We start from the raw sequence: 18,434 nt of genomic DNA, 5'->3' as shown, positions 1-18,434 counted from the left end.
GTGAGCCGCCCGGGGATTTTTTCAAGGCTTCAGAAAAACCGGAATCAGATGCCCCACAGGCGGCGCAACATGTCCCACTTCTCCTGTTCGAAGCCTTCCCACTGACCCCAACCACTTTCATTGGAGACCGGGTCGTACGCGTGCTCGTACAGACCACCGGTATCTTCCGATTCGGGGTTGGTGGACCAGTAGCAGCCCTGAATGTCCTTCTCGATCATGTAGTCGACCAGGGTATTCTGCCACTGCATGTCGATACCGGGCTCGACGTGACTCCAGGCTTCACGATGGCGCGGTGGCGCATCGGCGGGCCAGTTTCTATGACCGCCGAACTCACCGATGATCATCGCGTAACCCTGGTCACGCAGATACCCGAAGTGTTCATCCCAACCGGCCTCCAGGCGCTGAGGGTCAATAACAATGTTACAACCGGCTTCGGCCGCTTCGATATCTTCAAGGCCTTCACACTCGGGTTGCGCCGGATCCATGAACTGACGCTGGACAAATACCGACGGACCGTAGGTGTGCGGAGACAGAATCAGGCGCTCCTTGGGAATATCCAGCGGTGCGTCCGCGAAGGGGAAGAAGTTTTCACCCCAATTGGGGTTGGAGTCTTCATCGCCGTGAGGCACTTCGTCACCGGCACTGGTTGAGGTAGCGATGCCTTCAACCATGATCAGAACATCGTCGTTAACCTCGGCAATGGCCTGGTAGGCATTTTCTGACAGACGCTTCCACTCGGCCCAGGTGTAATCCCACGGCTCATTGAAGATGTCGATGGCCATGATGTTATCGACACCCAACTGCTCGGACAGACCGGCGATTTCCCGGAGATCTTCAAGCCACAGCTCTTCGTTGTAAAGATCGACCTGTACGTTCGGGTCGTCTACCGGGCCGCAGGAATAACCTTCGCGCTTGAACTCATAGTTCTCGCGTTCCGCATCCGCGTAAGGCGGTGTGGCATCCAGCCGGCCCGCGCGCCAGCCCACGTAATTGGAGCAGGAGTGAATGTCGATGATTACGTTGATGCCGTTATCGTCGGCCTGGACAATGAAATCTTCCAGCGCCTGACGGGCATTTTCCTGACGGACCGACTCGTGGTTTTTCAAAACGCCGCCTTCGCGAATGTCACCGATACCCTGGGGATCGTTCGGATCCAGGGTCTGCGGCGCAATGGGCAGACGGATGGTATTGATCCCTTGAGCGGTAATCTCGTCCATGGTCTGCTGGATGGTCCGGCCGGAATCGACCCACCACATGTTGCCGACATACAGCTCCATGGGAGCACCGTCGGCGTTGTTTTCGGCATCGGCAGGCTCGTGTTGGCCTTCAAGACCAAACCATGCAGAACACTGCACCGGGAAGGCGTCACCGTTCTGGGTGATCTGACCGGTTTCGTCAACACGGAACACACCGCCCGCATCCGGCGTGCTACTGGACGAGCTGGATGAGGAGGAGCTTTCGCTGCTGGATGAGCTCTCACTACTGGACGAACTCTCACTGCTGGAACTGGAAGAGGAGCTGCTGCTTCCGCCATCGACCGGGCCGTAGGGATCGGGCTGGTCGCTACAGGTGGTCAGGCCGATACAGCTCTGGTTGTCTTCCCAGCCCCAGCCGTTGTCCTGACTGTCACAGAGCGGGTAGAGCGTGCCATACCAATCACACTGTTGACCCGTGGCGCCGTCGTCACTGGATGAAGAGCTGGAACTTTCACTGCTGGAGCTCTCACTGCTGGAGGAACTGGACGAGCTGGAAGAGCCCCCACCGGTGCAGACGTCACCCGACAGTTCCGGACGCTCAATGGCGCCGCCGTTGGCATCAATCTGCATGCCGAACTCAACGGTCTGACCCGGTTGAATCGTGCCATTCCAACCCAGGTCGGTCGCCGTATAGGGGTTGCTGCCCGATACCTGCGCGTTCCAGCTGTTGGTGACCCGGTTGTTGTCGTAGGTCCAACTGACGTCCCAGCCATTGACGGCGGTGGTGCCGTTATTGGTGATCTCAACGGTGGCTGTGGCACCGCTGCCCCACTCGTTGCTGACAACGTATTCGCAACTTGCCGATTGAGCCATGGCACCCTGCCCCGCCATCGCAAGGCCAAGGCCCAGCATGGCGGCGTAAATGCCATTACGCTTTTGTGTTGTGCTTATCATTTGTAGTTTTCTCCTGGTGTTGCTGAACGGAAAGCAGGTGGCGTGCCCGTTATTGTTATATGGCACGCACCTGTCGCCTTGATTGCCTTTGGTCGTTATGACCATAAGGTGCAGGAGATGGTAGCTCAAAATAAAAAGAGACAAATGACTGTCTGCTCGGTTTATGACGTATTACTTTTTTTTATTATCCTTAGCGCTTAATGAACGAGACTGTTATTAGGAATTGCAATCCGTTGTCGTTCAAATATTTGTTTTGATGATTTAAATTTCCGAAATAAGAAACGCCTTTTGAACCATTTATGGCGCAAGAATATTAATTGTTGTGTTGGGCGTCGCGATCTTCACTGTCGTTCGATTGTTCTTTCGCCTCACGGGGTAAAAGCGGTTCGTAGTAATCCGCAAACAAATCGGGAATCAGGATTTTTCGCTCGCCGGATCTGTCGCTCAGCTCGGTATCGCGCCAGGGAATAATGTATAGGAGCTTGGGTAGCTCCCGATTGGAACGGATGCGCGTAGCTTCCATTTCAATTTCGATGCGTGGGCTCGCCTGGGCCGGAACAGGCGAGCTGACCACCAGGAGTGGCAGCGCGCCGGTCAGGAGAGTGAACAGGCGGTACTTCATCCGGCGTGCTCCCGATGTTGTTGACGTTTGAGCGCATTTTTCAACTGTTCGAGCCAGGCGGTAGTGGCGTCGTCCGGCTCCTCGATCAACGCGAGATAGTTCTGATAGTGATCAATGGCTCGCTCAAGGTCCTGGTAGTAAGTGTCGTAAATAAGCGCCAGGTTGTAGTGCGCGTCGGGATAGTCGGGCTCCAGAGCCACTATCCTTTTGAACAGCCGCTCAGCCGATTGTGGTTGATCGGCATTCAGCGCCAGAATGCCGGACAGATTCAACGCTGGAATGCTGTCCGGGTTCAGTTCACGGGCCCGTGCCAGCGCCTGATCCCGTAATTCCGATTTCTCTAAACGGTGATACAGCGTGGACAGGTTGGCCCAGAGCTCCGGGTGGTGAGGTCGCTGTTCGATCAGTTGCTCCAGGATGTTCGCCGCCGCATCGTAGCCTCCAGTGGCCGCCCGTGTTGCGGCCCGGTCGGCCTGGCGCTGTTGCTCCTCGCTCAGAGATTGGCGTGCATGGTCGCGCACGGGTCCGGGTTCTGGTCCACTCGTGGTCTGGGTACAGGCACCGAGCAGTGCACTGGTGAAGAGCAATACACACACTGGCCATCGTGTCTTTGTACTCACGGCTGGTCCGCCTCCAGGCGTGCGTTGGTGATTGGTTCTGAGGTGTGGTTTGGTTTTTCTGACTCCGCCATCTTTGGAAATCGAATGCTCATCTTGGCCGGTCGGTCATAGCGAACCGGAAACAGGACGGCCAGGCGCTCCCGACTTTTTGCCAACCAGTCATTGAAGGAAACCGACGCGACACGCCGCAAGTTGCGCTCGTAGAATTCAATCGCCTTGTCTTCAAACGGGAAGGCGCGATCCTCCAGAAGAATGTTGTATTGCATCAGTGCCTCGTCGCTCAGTTCCGTGGGCCGGTCTGACTCCAGTAAGTCCCGCGCCAGGGTTTCGTAGATGCGGCCAATCTGATGGGTGGATTCCGATGCAATGTCCGTCAGGCCGTAAGAAGCTGCGCGGGCATAGTGCTGGATGGCGTTCTGCATGTGTCCGGTTTTCTCCGAGAGGCTTCGGTCCAGCGGCAGGCTCAAACGGGTCGCCTTGAAGTGTTCGTGGTGATCGCGCCCCAGGCCGAGTGCGGCGGTGGCGGCCAGGCGTCGCGTCCGGTCGGTCCTGGCCTGATCCGGTTGCTGTCGGTCCCGGGTCAGGATCTGTTGTTGCCAGTACGCCCGCTTCTCCGGTTCGCCGGATTGGGTGTACAGCGTCACCAGGTGGTTCATGGCCTCGGCGTTCTCCGGATAGGGGTTCGGGTAGCGATGCGCGTACCGGCGAAAAGCATTGATCGCGGCGTCCCGATCGCCCTGTTCAAGATAGAGTTGAGCGGCCTTCCACTGCGCGGCCCGTTGAGCGCGACCGTCCTGTTCGGTGCCCGCCAGGCGTTCATACTGACGAGCGGCCCGGTCGGTCTGACCGCTGGCCAGATAGGCGGTACTCAACTGACGTTCTGCATCGACCCGCAATTCGTGTTCCGGGTATACGGTCTGAAAGCGCTGAATCAGGGCGATGGCCAGGCCCCAGTTTTCGTATTCGCCCGCCAGTGACAGGGCGTTGTACAGTCCGCGCGCGGCGTTGTCGCTGTCGGGGTAAGCTTCGTGAATGCGTCGGAAATGATCAATGGCGGCGTCCCATTCCTGTCGACGCTCCGCTTGTTCCGCCTGCCGGTACACGCTCAACGACCAGCGCGCTTCGGTCAGCGAGCGGGTGTCGTCCGAAAGTGCCGGGAGACTGAGTAACTGCCGGGCGATCTGTTCCGCCTCGGCGTAACGCTGCTGATCGAAATGACTCTGCAGAATGAGCGAGTAAGCCTCCTGTTGATGGGGCGGGTGATCCTGGGCAAAACGTGCCAGTTCAATCGCCTCATCGTAGGCATTGGCCCTGAACGCGTGGCGGGCGGCCTGCCAGGCAACGGAAGGCGTGCGCGGGTCGCTGGGGTAGAGCCGGGCGAAGGCCTGTGCGTAGCGCAGATTGCGGGCCAGCCAGCGCTCCGGTTGTTGACCGGTCAGTTCATCAAGCAGCGCCAAGGCCGCATAGGCCGCGTCCTGGTTGAGAATGACCGAGCCATCGAACGCCGCCCGCTCGTATTGCAGGAAGGCCGGTTCGGTTTGTCCGGCTTCTGCCAACAGATCGCCGTAGAGCAGCGTAACCCCGTCCTGCTGGGCATAGCTGGCAAAGTGCTCGAGATACCGTTGGTACCATTGCTGCGCCTGCCTCAAATGCGCGTCTTCGGGCTGCTGTTGGTAGCGACTGTGATAATGGCGGGCCACTTGCGTCCACTGATGGCGAAGGGCTTCCGTGGTGTTCTTTTCCAGCGCCGGATTGCTCTTGTTTCCGGCGGTGAGCGTTCGATAGCGTTGGTAGTCCCGGTAAGCGGTTTCGCTGGCCTGCAGAGCCGCCTCGGTGAACCCGTGCTCCTGCCAGAGTGAGACGATGTGGGCCCGGGCCCGCAGGCTCAGCAGAGGCTCCGGCCCGGAGGCGATCAGCGCCTGCCACTGGGTCACGGCATCGCTGATACGCTCCTGGTCTTCAAGTAGAGTGGCGCTGGCGTGGTAGGGGGCGTAGAGGTCCGTCAAGCCGTGTTTCCTGAACAGTTCAACGATCGGGGGGGAGTAGCGCTGCATGGCCAGGGCCAGGGAGCGGTAATATTCGTTATAGATGACCTGCTGGTCGGCGTTCAGTGGGTTCTCGAATTGCTCGGCCAGGTCCGGAAAATCCTGCGCGTGTATGACCGCGATGTAATCTTCCAGAGCGGGTTCATACAGGGACTGTTTGTAGCGCGACCAGCCGCGCTTGAACAGCGCCCGCTCGTGAAAGCCGGTGTCCTGGCTGCTGTGCAGTGCCGCGGTGTAGGAAATTTCCGCCGCCAGGTAGTCGCCGGCGCTAAACGCTGCCTCGGCAAGCCGGAACTGCGCTTCAGCATACAACTCAGACTCGGGGTGGCGTCGCGCCAGGGCCTCCAGGGCCTGCAAGGATGCATCGTGATGGCCCAACAGGTCGTGACTTTTGGCGAGTTGATAGAGCTTGCGATCGTTGCCTGACGCGTCCGGGAAATCGGCCAGCGCCAGAGTCAGCAGTTCGACGGTGCGTTCCAGGGTGGCGCGATAGCGCTGGTCTTCCTGATAGTCGTCCTGTTGGGCCCAGCGCTCGCTCTCCTTCAGCTCCAGCTCTGCCAGACGGGCCAGGGCCTGGTTACGGCTGTGATCGTGCCCCGGTGCGTTGTGCAGAAATTCATAGTAAGCGCTCTTGGCGTCGGCGTCCGAGATCTGCCCGATGACCGGGGCACTGTGGTAAGTTGAGGGGGAGCGGTCGAGCTGCGCGAGCGTGGCCGGCTCAGGCGGTTGGGAAACGCAACCGGCGAGTACCAGGGTAGCCGGTGCGATGGCGTTCCACAGTGTGCGCGAGCGAAAGGACGAGTTAACGGCGATCATAGATGGTGGCCAGTCCGTATTGGCTTTGACTGATCAGCGTGTTCAGCCGGTTCTGTTGAGCTTCCAGCGACCGGGTGTCCGCTGCTTCGGGCGAACGCTTCGCCAGCGTTTTTTGTATCTGCTGTAACTGGTGTTGATAGAGCAACAGGGCTTCCCGATAATTGGCCTCGGCCAGCTTGAGCCGGTTCATCCGGTCGTAAGTAAAGGCCACCAGAAATGCGCCTTCGGGGATGTCTTCGGCGTGCTCCTCCTTGAGTCGTCGGAAGGCATTGAGCGCACCGCCGTGGTCCCCCAGGTGCAGCGCCGTCAGGCCGATGCCCCGCCAGGCCTGGGCGCTGTGACGACTGTTCTGATCGATGGTGCCGAAGGTGGTTCGGGCATCGCGGTAGAACCCCTGCTGCAGCTGGGACATCCCCAGCATCATGCGCCAGCGGTTTTTCAGCTCGGCCTCCGGTTCGGCGCGTGCCAGCAGTTGCTCCAACTCCCGATGGGCATCCGACCACCATCCCTGTTTCAAAAACGCGATGGCCAGGTTGGTGCGGGCCTCAAGGTAGACATCACTGTCCGGTTCGATGCGCTCGTATAACGGAATGGCCCGACGGTGCTCGCCCCGATATTGCCACAGCAGCGCCTCCGCCAGGTGCAGATAGCTTCTTTGAGGCGGGCTCAACGAATAGTGATGTTGAAGAGACGGCAGTTGTTCTTCCACCCTGTGCCACTGTGCCTGCCGGACGGCGTCACGCAAGTCGCTGAACTGTCGCTCGATGGCCTGATCGAACGATTGGCTTAGGGCCACGACCGGCAGACACAACAGACCCAGCATAATGAAGAGCCGTTTCCTTGTCGCTGTTGGCATCATGCTGTCAGACCCGTCACGCATCCAACTGGCAGGTGAACTGATCCTGTTCATCCACGCCGATACGCACCCGCTGAATCGGCTCGCCGGACACCATTCGGCCGAGGCACTCCGAGGCGATCATCGGAAGCAGGGTGCGGGTCAGGATGTTTTCGATATTCCGCGCCCCGGTGTCCACTTCCTGGCTGCGGGCAATAATGTGCAGCAAGACATCTTCCTCAAAACTGAACTCGGCCCCGTAATGCTCCGCCACTCGGCGACGGATTTTTTCCATGTTGATAGCGCCGATTTTCATCAGGTCTTCATCGCCCAGCGGGTAGTAGGGCACGATGGTGGTGCGCCCGAGGAACGCGGGCTTGAAGTGTCGAAGCAACTGCGGGCGGAAGTTGTCCAGCAGCACATCGGGCGCAATGGTGTCCTCCTGGGACTGACACAGGGCGCGAATGTGCTCCTCGCCGGCGTTGGAGGTCATGATGATCACGGTGTTACGGAAGTCGATATCGCGCCCTTCGCCATCCTTGATCGTGCCTTTGTCGAACAGGTTGTAAAACACATCCTGTACGCCGGGGTGAGCTTTTTCCATTTCATCCAACAGAATCACACTGTAGGGTTTACGCCGCACCGCCTCGGTGAGCACACCGCCCTCGCCATAACCGACGTAGCCGGGCGGGGAGCCGAGCAGCATGGAGACTTTGTGTTCTTCCTTGAACTCGGACATGTTGATGACGGTCAGGTTGTGCTCACCACCGTAGAGGGTGTCGGCCAGGGCCAGAGCGGTTTCGGTTTTCCCCACACCGCTGGGGCCGACCATAAAGAAAACCCCAATGGGTTTGCGCGGATCGGTCAAGCCGGCACGGGCGGTGCGAATGCTCTGGGCAATGGCGTCCAGCGCGTGGCGTTGGCCGATGACACGCTGGTTCAGGGTGTCGCTCAGGTTAAGCACGGATTGAATCTCATCGGACAGCATTTTGCCCAGCGGAATGCCGGTCCAATTGGATACCACTTCGGCAATGGCCTGGCCGTCGACATGAACCTTGATCATGGGCGTATCGCCCTGCAGGCGGGTCAACTCTTCGAGCAGAGTTTTCAGATCCGCTCGTGCATTGGCAGCCTCTCCGGAATCACCCTCCGCCTCGTGGTCGGCTTCAATTGTGTCCTGGTGTTGATTGACGGCGGTCACCAACTCCCGTTCTATGTGCCATTGTTGCCGTTGTTGTTCCAGGCGTTGTTCCAGCTCAGCCTGTCGTTGCGTGAGTTCATCGATGCGGTCCTGGCAGTTATCCAGTGCTGCATTTTCCCGGGCGAGAGTGGCCAGGTTTGCGGCGATCTGGTCCAGCTCCCGCTCGGTGTCTTCGATGGGGGCGGGGGTGGCGCTCTGGCTCAGGGCCACCCGGGCACAGGCGGTGTCGAGCAGGCTGACGGATTTGTCTGGCAACTGGCGACCGGGCATGTAGCGGCTGGACAGGCGCACCGATTCGACAATCGCCTCGTCCATGATCCGCACCTTGTGGTGTGCCTGGAGCATGCCAGCGATGGCCCGCATCATATCAATGGCCTTGGTTTCATTCGGTTCCTCCACTTTCACTACCTGAAAGCGCCGGGTCAAAGCCGGATCGCGTTCGAAGTACTTTTTGTACTCGGCCCAGGTGGTGGCGGCAATGGTGCGCAGTTCGCCCCGGGCCAGAGCGGGCTTGAGCAGGTTGGCGGCATCGCCCTGTCCCTCTTTACCGCCGGCACCGATCATGGTGTGCGCCTCGTCGATAAAGAGGATGATCGGCTGGGGCGAGGCTTTGACTTCGGCGATGACAGACTTCAGACGATTTTCAAACTCGCCTTTTACGCTGGCTCCGGCCTGCAGCAGTCCCAAGTCCAGGCTGCGCAGCACTACATTCTTCAGCGGCTCGGGGACATCACCCTTGGCGATCCGCAGCGCAAAACCCTCCACCACGGCGGTTTTCCCGACACCGGCTTCGCCGGTCAGGATGGGGTTGTTCTGTCGGCGACGGATCAGGATATCGACAATCTGACGGACCTCCTGGTCCCGACCCCAGACTGGATCAATTTTCCCATCTTTGGCCGCCTGGGTGAGGTTGACCGTGTACTTGTCCAGACAGGGTGTGTTGCTGGCCTGGGCGGTATTGGAAGGAACTTCGTCCACCCCGTGTTCGGGCGGTAGCTCCCGCGACTCGGCCGTAGTGCCCACCAGTGCCTTGACCAGCTCCCGCACGGATTCCGGAGCGAGTGACTCCAGCGCGGGGCAACTGGCCACGGCCGATCGACGCAAGCTGTCATCCAGGAGCAGAGCGGCCAGCAGGTGAGCACTGGTGACCTGGCTGTGAGCGTATTCCACTGACGCCAGTACCCAGGCCTGCTTGGCCAGCTCTACCACGTTGGGCGATAGTGCGGGTGGACGAGTGCTGCCATTTTTGAGTTGATCCAGTTCGCGATTGAAAGCGCGACTCAGGGTGTCCGGCGACAGCTCGAATTTCTCCAGAATGGCCTGCGCGTCGGTGTCGTCGACCTCGAGCAGTTTGACCCACCAGTGTTCGACTTCCACGTTGTAGTGACCGCGGGACAGGCAGATGCCCGCCGCCCCTTCGAGCGCATTGCGCGTGGTGTTGTTCAGCTTGTTGACGAGAGATTTCAGATCCAGAGTAATCATGTCGACTCCTTGTAGTATGACCGCTGCGTCACCGTTCAGGCGGCGGCACGGCCGGGTCCTTTGGGACGGATTGTATGAGATGTTTGAGACTCCGGCGTCCGGGTGGACACGGGAATATTCTGGGTGGCGTTGGCGCTGTCCGGGCGAGAGGCTGACCGGGGCAGCCGGGAATTCCAGCCGAGCTGCCCCGGCGTGCCGGTGCCGATCGGCAGTTGTTTGGGCAGAGCCTCGGAGCGAACCTTCAGTTGCAGATTGAACTGGTGCTCGCAACCGAGATATAGCGCACTGAGCTGGTCCATGGCTTTCAGCGCCGGACTGCCCGGTGCAAACCGTTCGGTCTGGGCCCGGTCGAGTGGGCCAATGGTCACGTCCACTTGGTTCTGGGCCAGCCAGGATTTCTGCCCGAGCAATGTCGAGCGACCGAGACAGTTATTCTGTCCGCGAGGTTGGGTCAGAGACGGAAGCTGGCAGCGCATGTCCGGCAGCACCTCGCACCAAGCGCCGGAGAAGGTCGACAGGCTGATGGGAACCCGGAAATAGCCCTTGAGAATCTGCTCGAAATTGTCGACGGTTTTCACCGGTTGAGAGAGCAGCCCGCCGTAATAGATCAGTGCCTCGGCGGGCAGATCCGGGTTGTCCGGAAGCAGACGCGGCGACAGCCCCAGCAGTGACAGGAGCATCTCGGTGTGACGGTCTATGGTGGTGGCCGAGCCACGGTGGCGTCGAGCGCGTTCGTACTCCAGAGGCAGTCGATATTTACTCGCCGCCTGCCACAACAGGTTCATGCTGCGATGATTGAACAGGTCGAGAAAGCGGGTCAGGGCCGGGTCTTTGGCCTTCTGCCGCTCAAGCAGGAGCTCGGTATAGTGGTAGGGCAGAGGGCCCAGCGCGCCATCCAGGCTGAGGAGATTGGATTGAACCGACCACTGCTCACCGTGTGGCTCAATCTCTTCGATTTCCGAAGCGGGAAACGTCAGGCGGTGCTGGCCGCTGAAACGGATGGCCTCCTGAGACACAGGGCGCACATCGACCCCGGGGGCAAAGCGCAGTGGCCGGCGGTACTGAGCCTGGTCCGAAAGGGATGGCTCCGAGCCGTGAAACTCGAGCAGACGCAGTATCTGCAGGGCGCTGAAGGCTTCCGGTTCGGCCTGAAGCTGTGCGATCACAGACATACTTTACCCCCGGCTCGAATCGGCCCGACCCGGTAAAAACCGTCGTAGCCTTTGCGCTTGACCCGAAGCTGACTGAATGAGTTGATGGAGCAGTAGAGCGCAAAGAAATGCTCTAACACCCGGGTGAACAGACACAGACTGACGCCGGACAACAAGCGATCGTCAAGCGTCAGGGTCACTTCCATTCCCCGACACAGCGTGGGCCGGCCGGCGATCTGAATCGGTGCGTTGACCGGTCGGACTTTCAGGTCGGTGATCGCCTCGATCAGGGAGCGGTGCGCCGAGGTTTGCCGGTAATCGTACAGGCGCAGAATTTCCCGCAAGGCTTCACCGCTTTCGCCATCCGTCAGTGAACGCTGGTTCAGTTGCAGGTGAGAGAGCAACTGCCAGCGAGCGGCGTTACCCAATGCCGGACGAATGGTTTCCGTGGGTTGAGTCAGGCAGCGGATCTGTCGGGTGGGAGGACTGCCGTCAACGCATTGCAGTTGAGGCTCCCGGTTATTGAACGGAAGTCGTGCCGGCTGGTCCCGGTTGCTGCAGGTGGTGTGGATCAGCAGTGTCTTTTCCCCGGCGGAACTGGGGGAAAACTCCAGATCCACCAGGCTGAGAAACACATCGGTGCCCTCATCCCGGTTATCCGGTTTGAGTTTCGCGTGACGCCGCTGGGCGTGCCAGAAGGTCTGATCCTGATGGTAGTGCCGATCGTGATTGAGTCCGTAAAACGGTCGGTACTCGGCGCTTTTACCGTAGGCGTCTGCGGCGATCACCCGGTCTACCGAAAACACTTCGTAGCCCGAGGGCCGGCGGATGTCGGGCTGAATCTGGTACTCGTACTGACGGTGATCCAGCGCAATCGGGTCGGCCTGATGTTCGAACAGATTGACCACTGGTGTGCAACCGGTGACGAAGTGCGCCGCGTTGATGTGGTGTTCCAGCTCCACATCCGTATCAGCGAGGTAGATGTACAGCTCCAGGGAATCGAGGGTCGGTGACAGGCGGGACAGGTCCAGTCCCTGTATGTCCACGAACAGAAACTTTTCGGGAAAAGCAAAATACTCGGTCAGCAGGCGGTACCCGAGGAACGCATTGTCGGGGTAGGGGAGGAGTCCCTCGTCTTTTCCGAAACCGACCGGTTGCACCTGGTCGCCACCGAGAAAGACGGGCCGGCTGGTGCCATCGCTCAACACCAGATTCTCACACCGATTGATCAACAACTCGTACAGCGGGTGGATGTATTGGGGTTGGCCCTTGAGATAAAACCGCAGCGACCGGGGCAGACCATCGGCCAGGTTGGCGCCCTCCAGGAGCGGCGTCAGACGAATCTTTAGCACGCTGGCCGCGCCGCGCATTCGATCCGCCCCGGGGGTGTTGAAGGGGCGACCCATCAGTTGTGCCTCGGCCACTTCGACCGGAGTCAGGGTGGTGTCATAGCAGGTGCTGAAGCGACACTTCTCGCCCTTGAAGGAACGGGTGTCGAGCTCGGTGCCTTTGGGAACCACAAAAGGCCGCTCAAGTTGCTCCGGGTCGGGCTCGAAGCGCACGATGCTCATGGCCGGAATCGGCCGCTGATAATGGGGGAACAGGGTGCCGAGCAATGCGTCGCTGAATTCGGGGAAATCATCGTCAAGGCGATGCTGAATGCGCGCATTGAGATAGGCGAAACTTTCCACCAACCGGGACACATGGGGATCCTCGATGGTCTCGGTGGAGATGCCCAGGCGGCTGGCGATTTTCGGGTTCTCCTTGGCGAACTCGGCGCCCATCTGCCGAATGTACGCCAGCTCGCGCTCGTAGTAAGGCAACAGTTCATCAGCCATGGAGTGACTCCTTGACGTTCACGCTGCGAGAGACCGGCTCGAGAATCGAGTCGAACACCACGCTTTGCGGCGCTGGGTCGGCCCATAGCACCGCATCAATACGAAAGCGCAGCGTTCGGTCGGTGCGCTCCCGGTTCTCGAGGTGAGTCACCCGCACGCTTTTGAACCGGGGTTCATACTCCCGCAGTATGCGTTCGAGCTGTTGCACAAAGCGCTGCTTTTTTTCGGCGTCGGAAATGTTCACGGTTGCCAGGTCCGGTAGGCCGTAGTTGAGCAGGGAGTGGGTAGCTTCCGGACACTCCTGCGGGGGCTCGATCATGCAGAAACGGCTGTTGAGCAGATTCTCCAGATCTCGCCGCACGCTCTGGCGTAGTTCGCTCAGGTACTGGTGGCGTGCCGGCGCGGGCTCGCGCACAGCCTGTGGGTCATGATCAAGCAGGCGATCCAGGATGGATGGGCGCAGCTCGCGGGTTCTAGCGATATGACTCATGATTCCCTCTCTCCTTCAGGGCCGTCAGCCGGTCTGTACCAGTTCGGTGACCAGTTCCAATTCCGAGACCATCTGGTCGATCTGGTAGTGAGGCACCAGATGAATTTTGCACAGGTATTGTCCGGGCCGCTCCGGGTGTTCTTCGACGTTCACGGCGGCTTCGCGCAAGGGGTAACGGGCCTGCTCCTCCCACTCCAGATCCTCCCGTCCGGTGGTATAGCGGAACAACCACTGGCGCAGAAACAGCTCGCATTCATCGGCGCTGATAAACGCCCCGATCTTGTCCCGGATCATCACCTTGATGTAATGGGCTACCCGTGAGCCACACAAGACGTGTTGCAGCATGGCGGACAGCCGGGCGTTGACACCCTGGTCTGTGTCCCGAACCGGCCTCTGAATCGAGGCATTGCTGTAGAAAGCGGCAAACGGCGTCTGGTAACTCTGGCACAGCGGGATCAATCCCAACTCGGCCAGTTCCCGTTCACGCCGGTCCGTGATGATCACTTCGGTTAGCGGCTTGGGGGCCAGAGCCGCAGGGTCCGCGTCGAAGTGATCCACCGGCAGGGTGGTCACCAGTCCGCCCCCGATCTGATTGCGCGGAACGCCACGTATGTGGCCAAACCAGCCGACATTGGCAAACTCGCGAATCAACACACCGGCAAAGGCGAAGCTCGCACTGCCCCACAGGTATCCATCTCCCTGGCGGCCGCCTTTTTCTTCCCGAAACGGCACCCCTTTGTAACTGCCCGCGGTGGTCCGATAGGGACGGCGCATCAGGGTTCTCGGGAGTGTCAGGCCAATGAAGCGGGCGTCGGATTTTTCGCGCAGCGCCCGCCAACGGACATACTCCTGTTGGGAAAAAATGGCCTCGAGATTGATCGGTTCGCCAAGTTTGGCAAAATCGTCCAGGCCAAACAGCTCGGGTGAGGCGCTGGCAATGAAGGGGGCGAACGCCGCCGCTGCGATTTGAGCCAGGCCTTCCAAGGTGGCGATGTCATCCTGTGGGTGGCGCGACGACGGGCGGTGCGCCACCTGATAATCGCCGATCAACACGCCAAAAGGCTCGCCTCCCGGGTGACCGTATTCGTTGCTGTAAATTTTCTGGAACAGTTGGCTCTGGTCAAAGTCCAGGGCACGATCGATATCCCGGGCCACCTCTGGCCAGGCAATATCAAGCAGCTTGATCTTGATGTTGCGTGCGCCCTCGGCCTGCAAGGTCAGATACCAGACACCGCGCCATGCCGCTTCCAACGCCTGAAAACGCGAATGGTGGATGATGGCGTTGATCTGTTGGCTGATCAGTCGATCGATGCGGGCAACGGTCCGATGCACCGCGATTTCAATGTCCAGTACGCTACGCAGAGGGCCGTCTGGCGCCAGCTCTGACAGAAAGTAGGCCAGCGCCCGCTGTGGATTCTTTTCGGTCAGAAAGTCATCCAGTCCGGTCAGCTTCGGGGGCCGTTCACACACGGCATCCAGCCGAGCTGCGGCCGGGACATCCGGGGTTGAGGACACCGATGGGGTGGCAAGGTGATTTGACATTGCGTGCCAGAGAATCCGTTAAGAAGAAAAAAACAATAGGGCGCGGATCCCTCCGCCGCCCTATTTGGGCGCTGGCTTTAGCCCGCCTTGGGGATGTTGGCTACCAGGCGTAGGGAGGCGGTCAGCTCTTCCATCTGCAACCAGGGGCGCATCCAGGCGACCGCATTGAATACGCCGGGTTGGCCCGGGACTTCCTTGACCTCGACGTGAGCCTCGGCCAATGGGAAGCGGGCTTTCATTTCGGCGCTGGCGCCGGGGCTGCCATTCACGTAGTTGCCGATCCAGCGGTTGAGCCACTCTTCGGCTTCCCCCGCTTCCATGAACGAGCCGACCTTGTCGCGCGCCATCACTTTCAGGAAGTGGGCGATGCGGGAGGTTGCCATGATGTACGGCAGACGGGCGGAAATCGCCGCGTTGGCGCTCGCCTCGGGATCATCAAACTTGGGCGGCTTCTGTGCGGTCTGGGCCCCGAAAAATACCGCGTAGTCGGTATTTTTGTAGTGGCACAGCGGCAGAAAGCCCAGCTTGCTAAGCTCTGCTTCACGGCGGTCGGTAATGCCGATTTCAGTCGGGCATTTCTGATCCACGTCACCATCGTCACTGACAAAGGTATGACTGGGCAGCCCATCGACACGACCGCCCCCTTCGGCACCGCGAATGCTGGTGCACCAGCCGTACTCGGCGAAGGCTTTGGTTAGGGTGGTGCCCAGTGCGTAGGCAGCGTTCATCCAACAATAATCATCGTGCTCGGTGGCTCGATGTTTGCCGTCCTCACCCACCGGTACTTCTTCGTAGTTGAACGCCTCAATGGGTTTGGTCGACTGGCCGTACGGCAGGCGGGCCAGTACCCGGGGCATGGTCAGGGTCACAAAGCGGGCATCGTCACTTTCCCGGAAACTGCGCCATTGAATGTACTCGGCGGAATCAAAAATCTTTTCCAGATCGCGCGGTTTGGACAGCTCGGTATAATCCTCAAAGCCGAACATCTGCGGCGCCGCAGCGGTCAGGAATGGGCAGAAGCCGGCGGCGGCCACGTTGGACATCTGGCTGAGCAGCGAGATATCGTCTGGGTGAGAGGAGAACTCATAGTCGCCAATCAGTGCGGAGTAGGGTTGACCGCCAGCGGTGCCAAATTCGCTTTCGTAAATTTTCTTGAAAATCTGACTCTGGTCAAACTCCACCGCTTTCTCGAGATCCTTGGTCAGCTCTTTCTTGCTCAGGTTGAGCATGCGGATCTTGAGCTGGGAGCCGGTCTCGGAGTTCATCACCAGGTGGTTCAGTCCACGCCAGGAGCCTTCAAGCTTCTGGAATTTTTCATGGTGCATGATTTCCGACAGTTGCTGGGACATCAACTGGTCGACCGCCGCGATGGCGCGATTGATGGTGACGGTCAGGTTCTTGTCCCATTTGACCGTGCCGTTCATGGCTTCCTGAGTCAGGGTCTTGAGCAGATCCTGAGTCTCGTCCGCCGGCGTCTGTCGGGTCGCCGTAATGGCCTGCTCGAGAAAGCTGACTTCCTGTACGTCGGCTTCCGCCTGCTCCATCACCTGTTCTTCGTTATTCGCCATCTTTCGCTTCCTCCTTTTGCTCTGCACCCACACCCAGCTCGCCGGACAGGGCGGCCAAAGCTTCGGTATCACTCAGTACACTTTCCAGCAGGTTTTCCAGGTCCTCGGACCGGTCTGCTTTGGTCAACAGATCACGCAGTTTATTGCGGGTATCCATCAACTTGCTCAGCGGTTCGACCTGCTGCACGATCCGATGAGGTTCAAAGTCTTCCATGCGGTTGAAGTCGAGCTCGACCTTCATTTCGCTGTCATCATCTTCCAGCTTGTTGGCCACCTGGAATCCCAGCTTGGGGTTGACCTTGCCCATGATGTCGTTGAAGTTGTCCCGATCAATCTGGGAGAACTTCCGGTCTTTCAGGGACTTCTTGGCCTCGATGTTATCACCCGAGTAGTCCCCCATCACGCCCATGACAAAGGGCAATTCCTTCTCGGCGATCGTGCCGTTGGTTTCAACATCGTAGGTAATATGAACGCGAGGCTTGCGCACGCGCTTGAGTTTGTCGTGGATACTGTCGGACATAATCCCTAATCCTCTGTCATTGGTTTGGTTGGTCGTCACTACTGCCTTTTACGGGGTTAATCCTCGGTGATTTCTACGCCCGTCAGCTCGCTGTAATGCGTGCGAGAACTATCGTCTGGTATCAGCTCCTGAATCAGTTCGTCCAGACGCATATTGCCCCACTTGACGGCCTTCTGAAGCAGGTAGGACACCGGGGAGTGGGGTTCGGTGGTGCGGAAAAATTCGGCAATCTCCCGAAGTTGACGGAAGGCCTCGTCGCGATCCAGCGCTTTTCGGGCGGCAGGCGTGTTCGCGGGAACGTCTGTCGTCCCGGTCGCTTCGACCGCCTCGGGCGCACTGTCTTCGGATTCGTTCGCGGGCGATAGCTTGTCGCGCCCCAGATGATTGACGGCGCCGCGACACTCTTCCAGAACCTCGAGAATATTGCGGGACGGGGGCGCCAGCTCAATACCACAGTGTTGATCCAGTAGGCTCTGGCAGGCACGAAAATGCTCAATTGCCTGATCCAGATCTTCCCGCTGGTTCTGAAAGAATGTGTCGTCTGATTCCCGGACGGCTTTCTCGATATCTCCCAGCCCATAACCGAGTTTGGCTTCTTTTGCCTGACGGGCGTCTTCATCGGCCAGCTTCTGAATGTCGAGTGCCTGCTGGTAGTGCCAGTAGCTGAAAGGGGCGGGGGGTTGTCCTTCCGTGATGGGGACGCGACGAATCGGTGCGATCAGAACGCCCTCTGCCCCCTCACCGTTAAGTCCGGAGAGAGGAGCCACGCGAGTTTCCAGGCCGTCTTCGTCTGGTGTCGGGTAAATGTCCTCCCAATATTGTTCGACCAACCCGCGAATCAGTGCGAACGCATCGCGCAAGCCCTGAAAGCCCTGTTTGCGTACCAGGGCTTCGGTGTACCAACTTGCGACTTCGAGATCCTTGGCTTCTTCCCTGAGAAGTTTGGGTGCCAGGTTGAGTACTTCACGCCAATGGCGGTCGGCCTCCTGGCTGTCGCCGTCGTGTACGGACTTGCGTTCCGCCGCTCGGGCACTGGATCGTTCGCGCTTGAGTGTCTGGTAGGTTGAGTTCGGAGACGCACTGGCGCGAGGGTCTTCACCCGAGGGTGTATCCTCAGCGATAGGGGCGAGTAAATCGTCGAGTTCAATGATATGGGGTGAAGCCATTGCCTGTCTTTCCCTATGGTGTTCTGCTGATTCCTGTCACTGCCGGCCTTGAGTCACATCGACTTTAACGGCTTTTTTCTGGTCTGATGCAGACATTCCGCGAAGGAATGAAGGTAGTCCGTCACATAAATAAACATAACAATCCGTTGTTGGCTATTCGCTGGAGATGGAGAAAGCTACCACAGCGCGATTAAAAAATTAACTGTTTACGAATCGAATGCCAAATATTTTTTTGTTCCGCGTCGAAAAATGTGACCGAGTGCAATATTTTTGATTCTGTTTCAAAAAAAATATGGTGTACAATCCGTTTCCATCACAGAATGGCCGGCGCATCGCAATGGCGTGGCTCAAAAAATTTTGTGATCTGCGCCAGGGAATGTCCTTCGGG

Annotated in this window: 13 protein-coding genes; all 13 read right to left on the bottom strand. The window is 59.0% G+C overall.

The genetic code is table 11. The features are described from left to right. Positions 1-44: 44 nt before the first annotated feature. Positions 45-2,150 (bottom strand): cellulase family glycosylhydrolase, encoded by a 2,106-nt coding sequence (locus tag EDC38_RS13745; RefSeq protein ID WP_123639139.1) that lies wholly within the window; start codon positions 2,148-2,150, stop codon positions 45-47. Between the two features lie 313 nt (positions 2,151-2,463). After that, positions 2,464-2,772 (bottom strand): hypothetical protein, encoded by a 309-nt coding sequence (locus EDC38_RS13740; protein ID WP_123639138.1) that lies wholly within the window; start codon positions 2,770-2,772, stop codon positions 2,464-2,466. Next, complete coding sequence (locus tag EDC38_RS13735; protein ID WP_123639137.1) at positions 2,769-3,293, bottom strand: tetratricopeptide repeat protein; 525 nt, start codon at positions 3,291-3,293, stop codon at positions 2,769-2,771. The genes EDC38_RS13740 and EDC38_RS13735 overlap by 4 nt, the downstream gene beginning before the upstream one ends. A gap of 95 nt (positions 3,294-3,388) precedes the next feature. Beyond that, positions 3,389-6,253 (bottom strand): tetratricopeptide repeat protein, encoded by a 2,865-nt coding sequence (locus tag EDC38_RS13730; RefSeq protein WP_123639136.1) that lies wholly within the window; start codon positions 6,251-6,253, stop codon positions 3,389-3,391. Next, positions 6,240-7,076 (bottom strand): tetratricopeptide repeat protein, encoded by an 837-nt coding sequence (locus EDC38_RS13725; RefSeq protein WP_170162937.1) that lies wholly within the window; start codon positions 7,074-7,076, stop codon positions 6,240-6,242. Before EDC38_RS13725 ends, EDC38_RS13730 begins: the two co-directional genes overlap by 14 nt. Before the next feature lie 49 nt (positions 7,077-7,125). Next, positions 7,126-9,771 (bottom strand): type VI secretion system ATPase TssH, encoded by a 2,646-nt coding sequence (tssH, locus tag EDC38_RS13720; RefSeq protein WP_123639134.1) that lies wholly within the window; start codon positions 9,769-9,771, stop codon positions 7,126-7,128. 35 nt (positions 9,772-9,806) lie between these two features. Then, the gene (tssG, locus tag EDC38_RS13715; RefSeq protein WP_123639133.1) at positions 9,807-10,943 is read right to left on the bottom strand and encodes a type VI secretion system baseplate subunit TssG; all 1,137 of its coding nucleotides are present in this window, start codon (positions 10,941-10,943) and stop codon (positions 9,807-9,809) included. Further along, the gene (tssF, locus tag EDC38_RS13710) at positions 10,934-12,760 is read right to left on the bottom strand and encodes a type VI secretion system baseplate subunit TssF (protein WP_123639132.1); all 1,827 of its coding nucleotides are present in this window, start codon (positions 12,758-12,760) and stop codon (positions 10,934-10,936) included. Before tssF ends, tssG begins: the two co-directional genes overlap by 10 nt. Further along, entirely contained in the window at positions 12,753-13,250 is a 498-nt protein-coding gene (tssE, locus tag EDC38_RS13705) for a type VI secretion system baseplate subunit TssE (RefSeq protein WP_123639131.1), read from the bottom strand. Before tssE ends, tssF begins: the two co-directional genes overlap by 8 nt. Positions 13,251-13,274: 24 nt before the next feature. Beyond that, on the bottom strand, positions 13,275-14,792 hold the full coding sequence (gene tssC, locus EDC38_RS13700; protein WP_123639130.1) for a type VI secretion system contractile sheath large subunit: 1,518 nt from the start codon (positions 14,790-14,792) through the stop codon (positions 13,275-13,277). Positions 14,793-14,869: 77 nt separating this feature from the next. Further along, positions 14,870-16,360: a type VI secretion system contractile sheath large subunit gene (tssC, locus tag EDC38_RS13695; protein ID WP_024462219.1), complete on the bottom strand. Its 1,491-nt coding sequence runs from the start codon at positions 16,358-16,360 to the stop codon at positions 14,870-14,872. Continuing rightward, positions 16,350-16,880 carry a type VI secretion system contractile sheath small subunit gene (gene tssB, locus EDC38_RS13690; protein ID WP_123639129.1) on the bottom strand — a complete coding sequence of 177 codons (531 nt, stop codon included), beginning with the start codon at positions 16,878-16,880 and terminating at the stop codon, positions 16,350-16,352. Before tssB ends, tssC (EDC38_RS13695) begins: the two co-directional genes overlap by 11 nt. 56 nt (positions 16,881-16,936) lie before the next feature. Beyond that, the gene (gene tssA / locus EDC38_RS13685; RefSeq protein ID WP_123639128.1) at positions 16,937-18,046 is read right to left on the bottom strand and encodes a type VI secretion system protein TssA; all 1,110 of its coding nucleotides are present in this window, start codon (positions 18,044-18,046) and stop codon (positions 16,937-16,939) included. Positions 18,047-18,434 lie beyond the last annotated feature (388 nt).

The sequence above is a fragment of the Marinimicrobium koreense genome (assembly GCF_003762925.1).
Classification (GTDB): domain Bacteria; phylum Pseudomonadota; class Gammaproteobacteria; order Pseudomonadales; family Cellvibrionaceae; genus Marinimicrobium; species Marinimicrobium koreense.
Note: the sequence above shows the minus strand (reverse complement) of the source record. Positions and strands in the feature narration are given on the sequence as shown.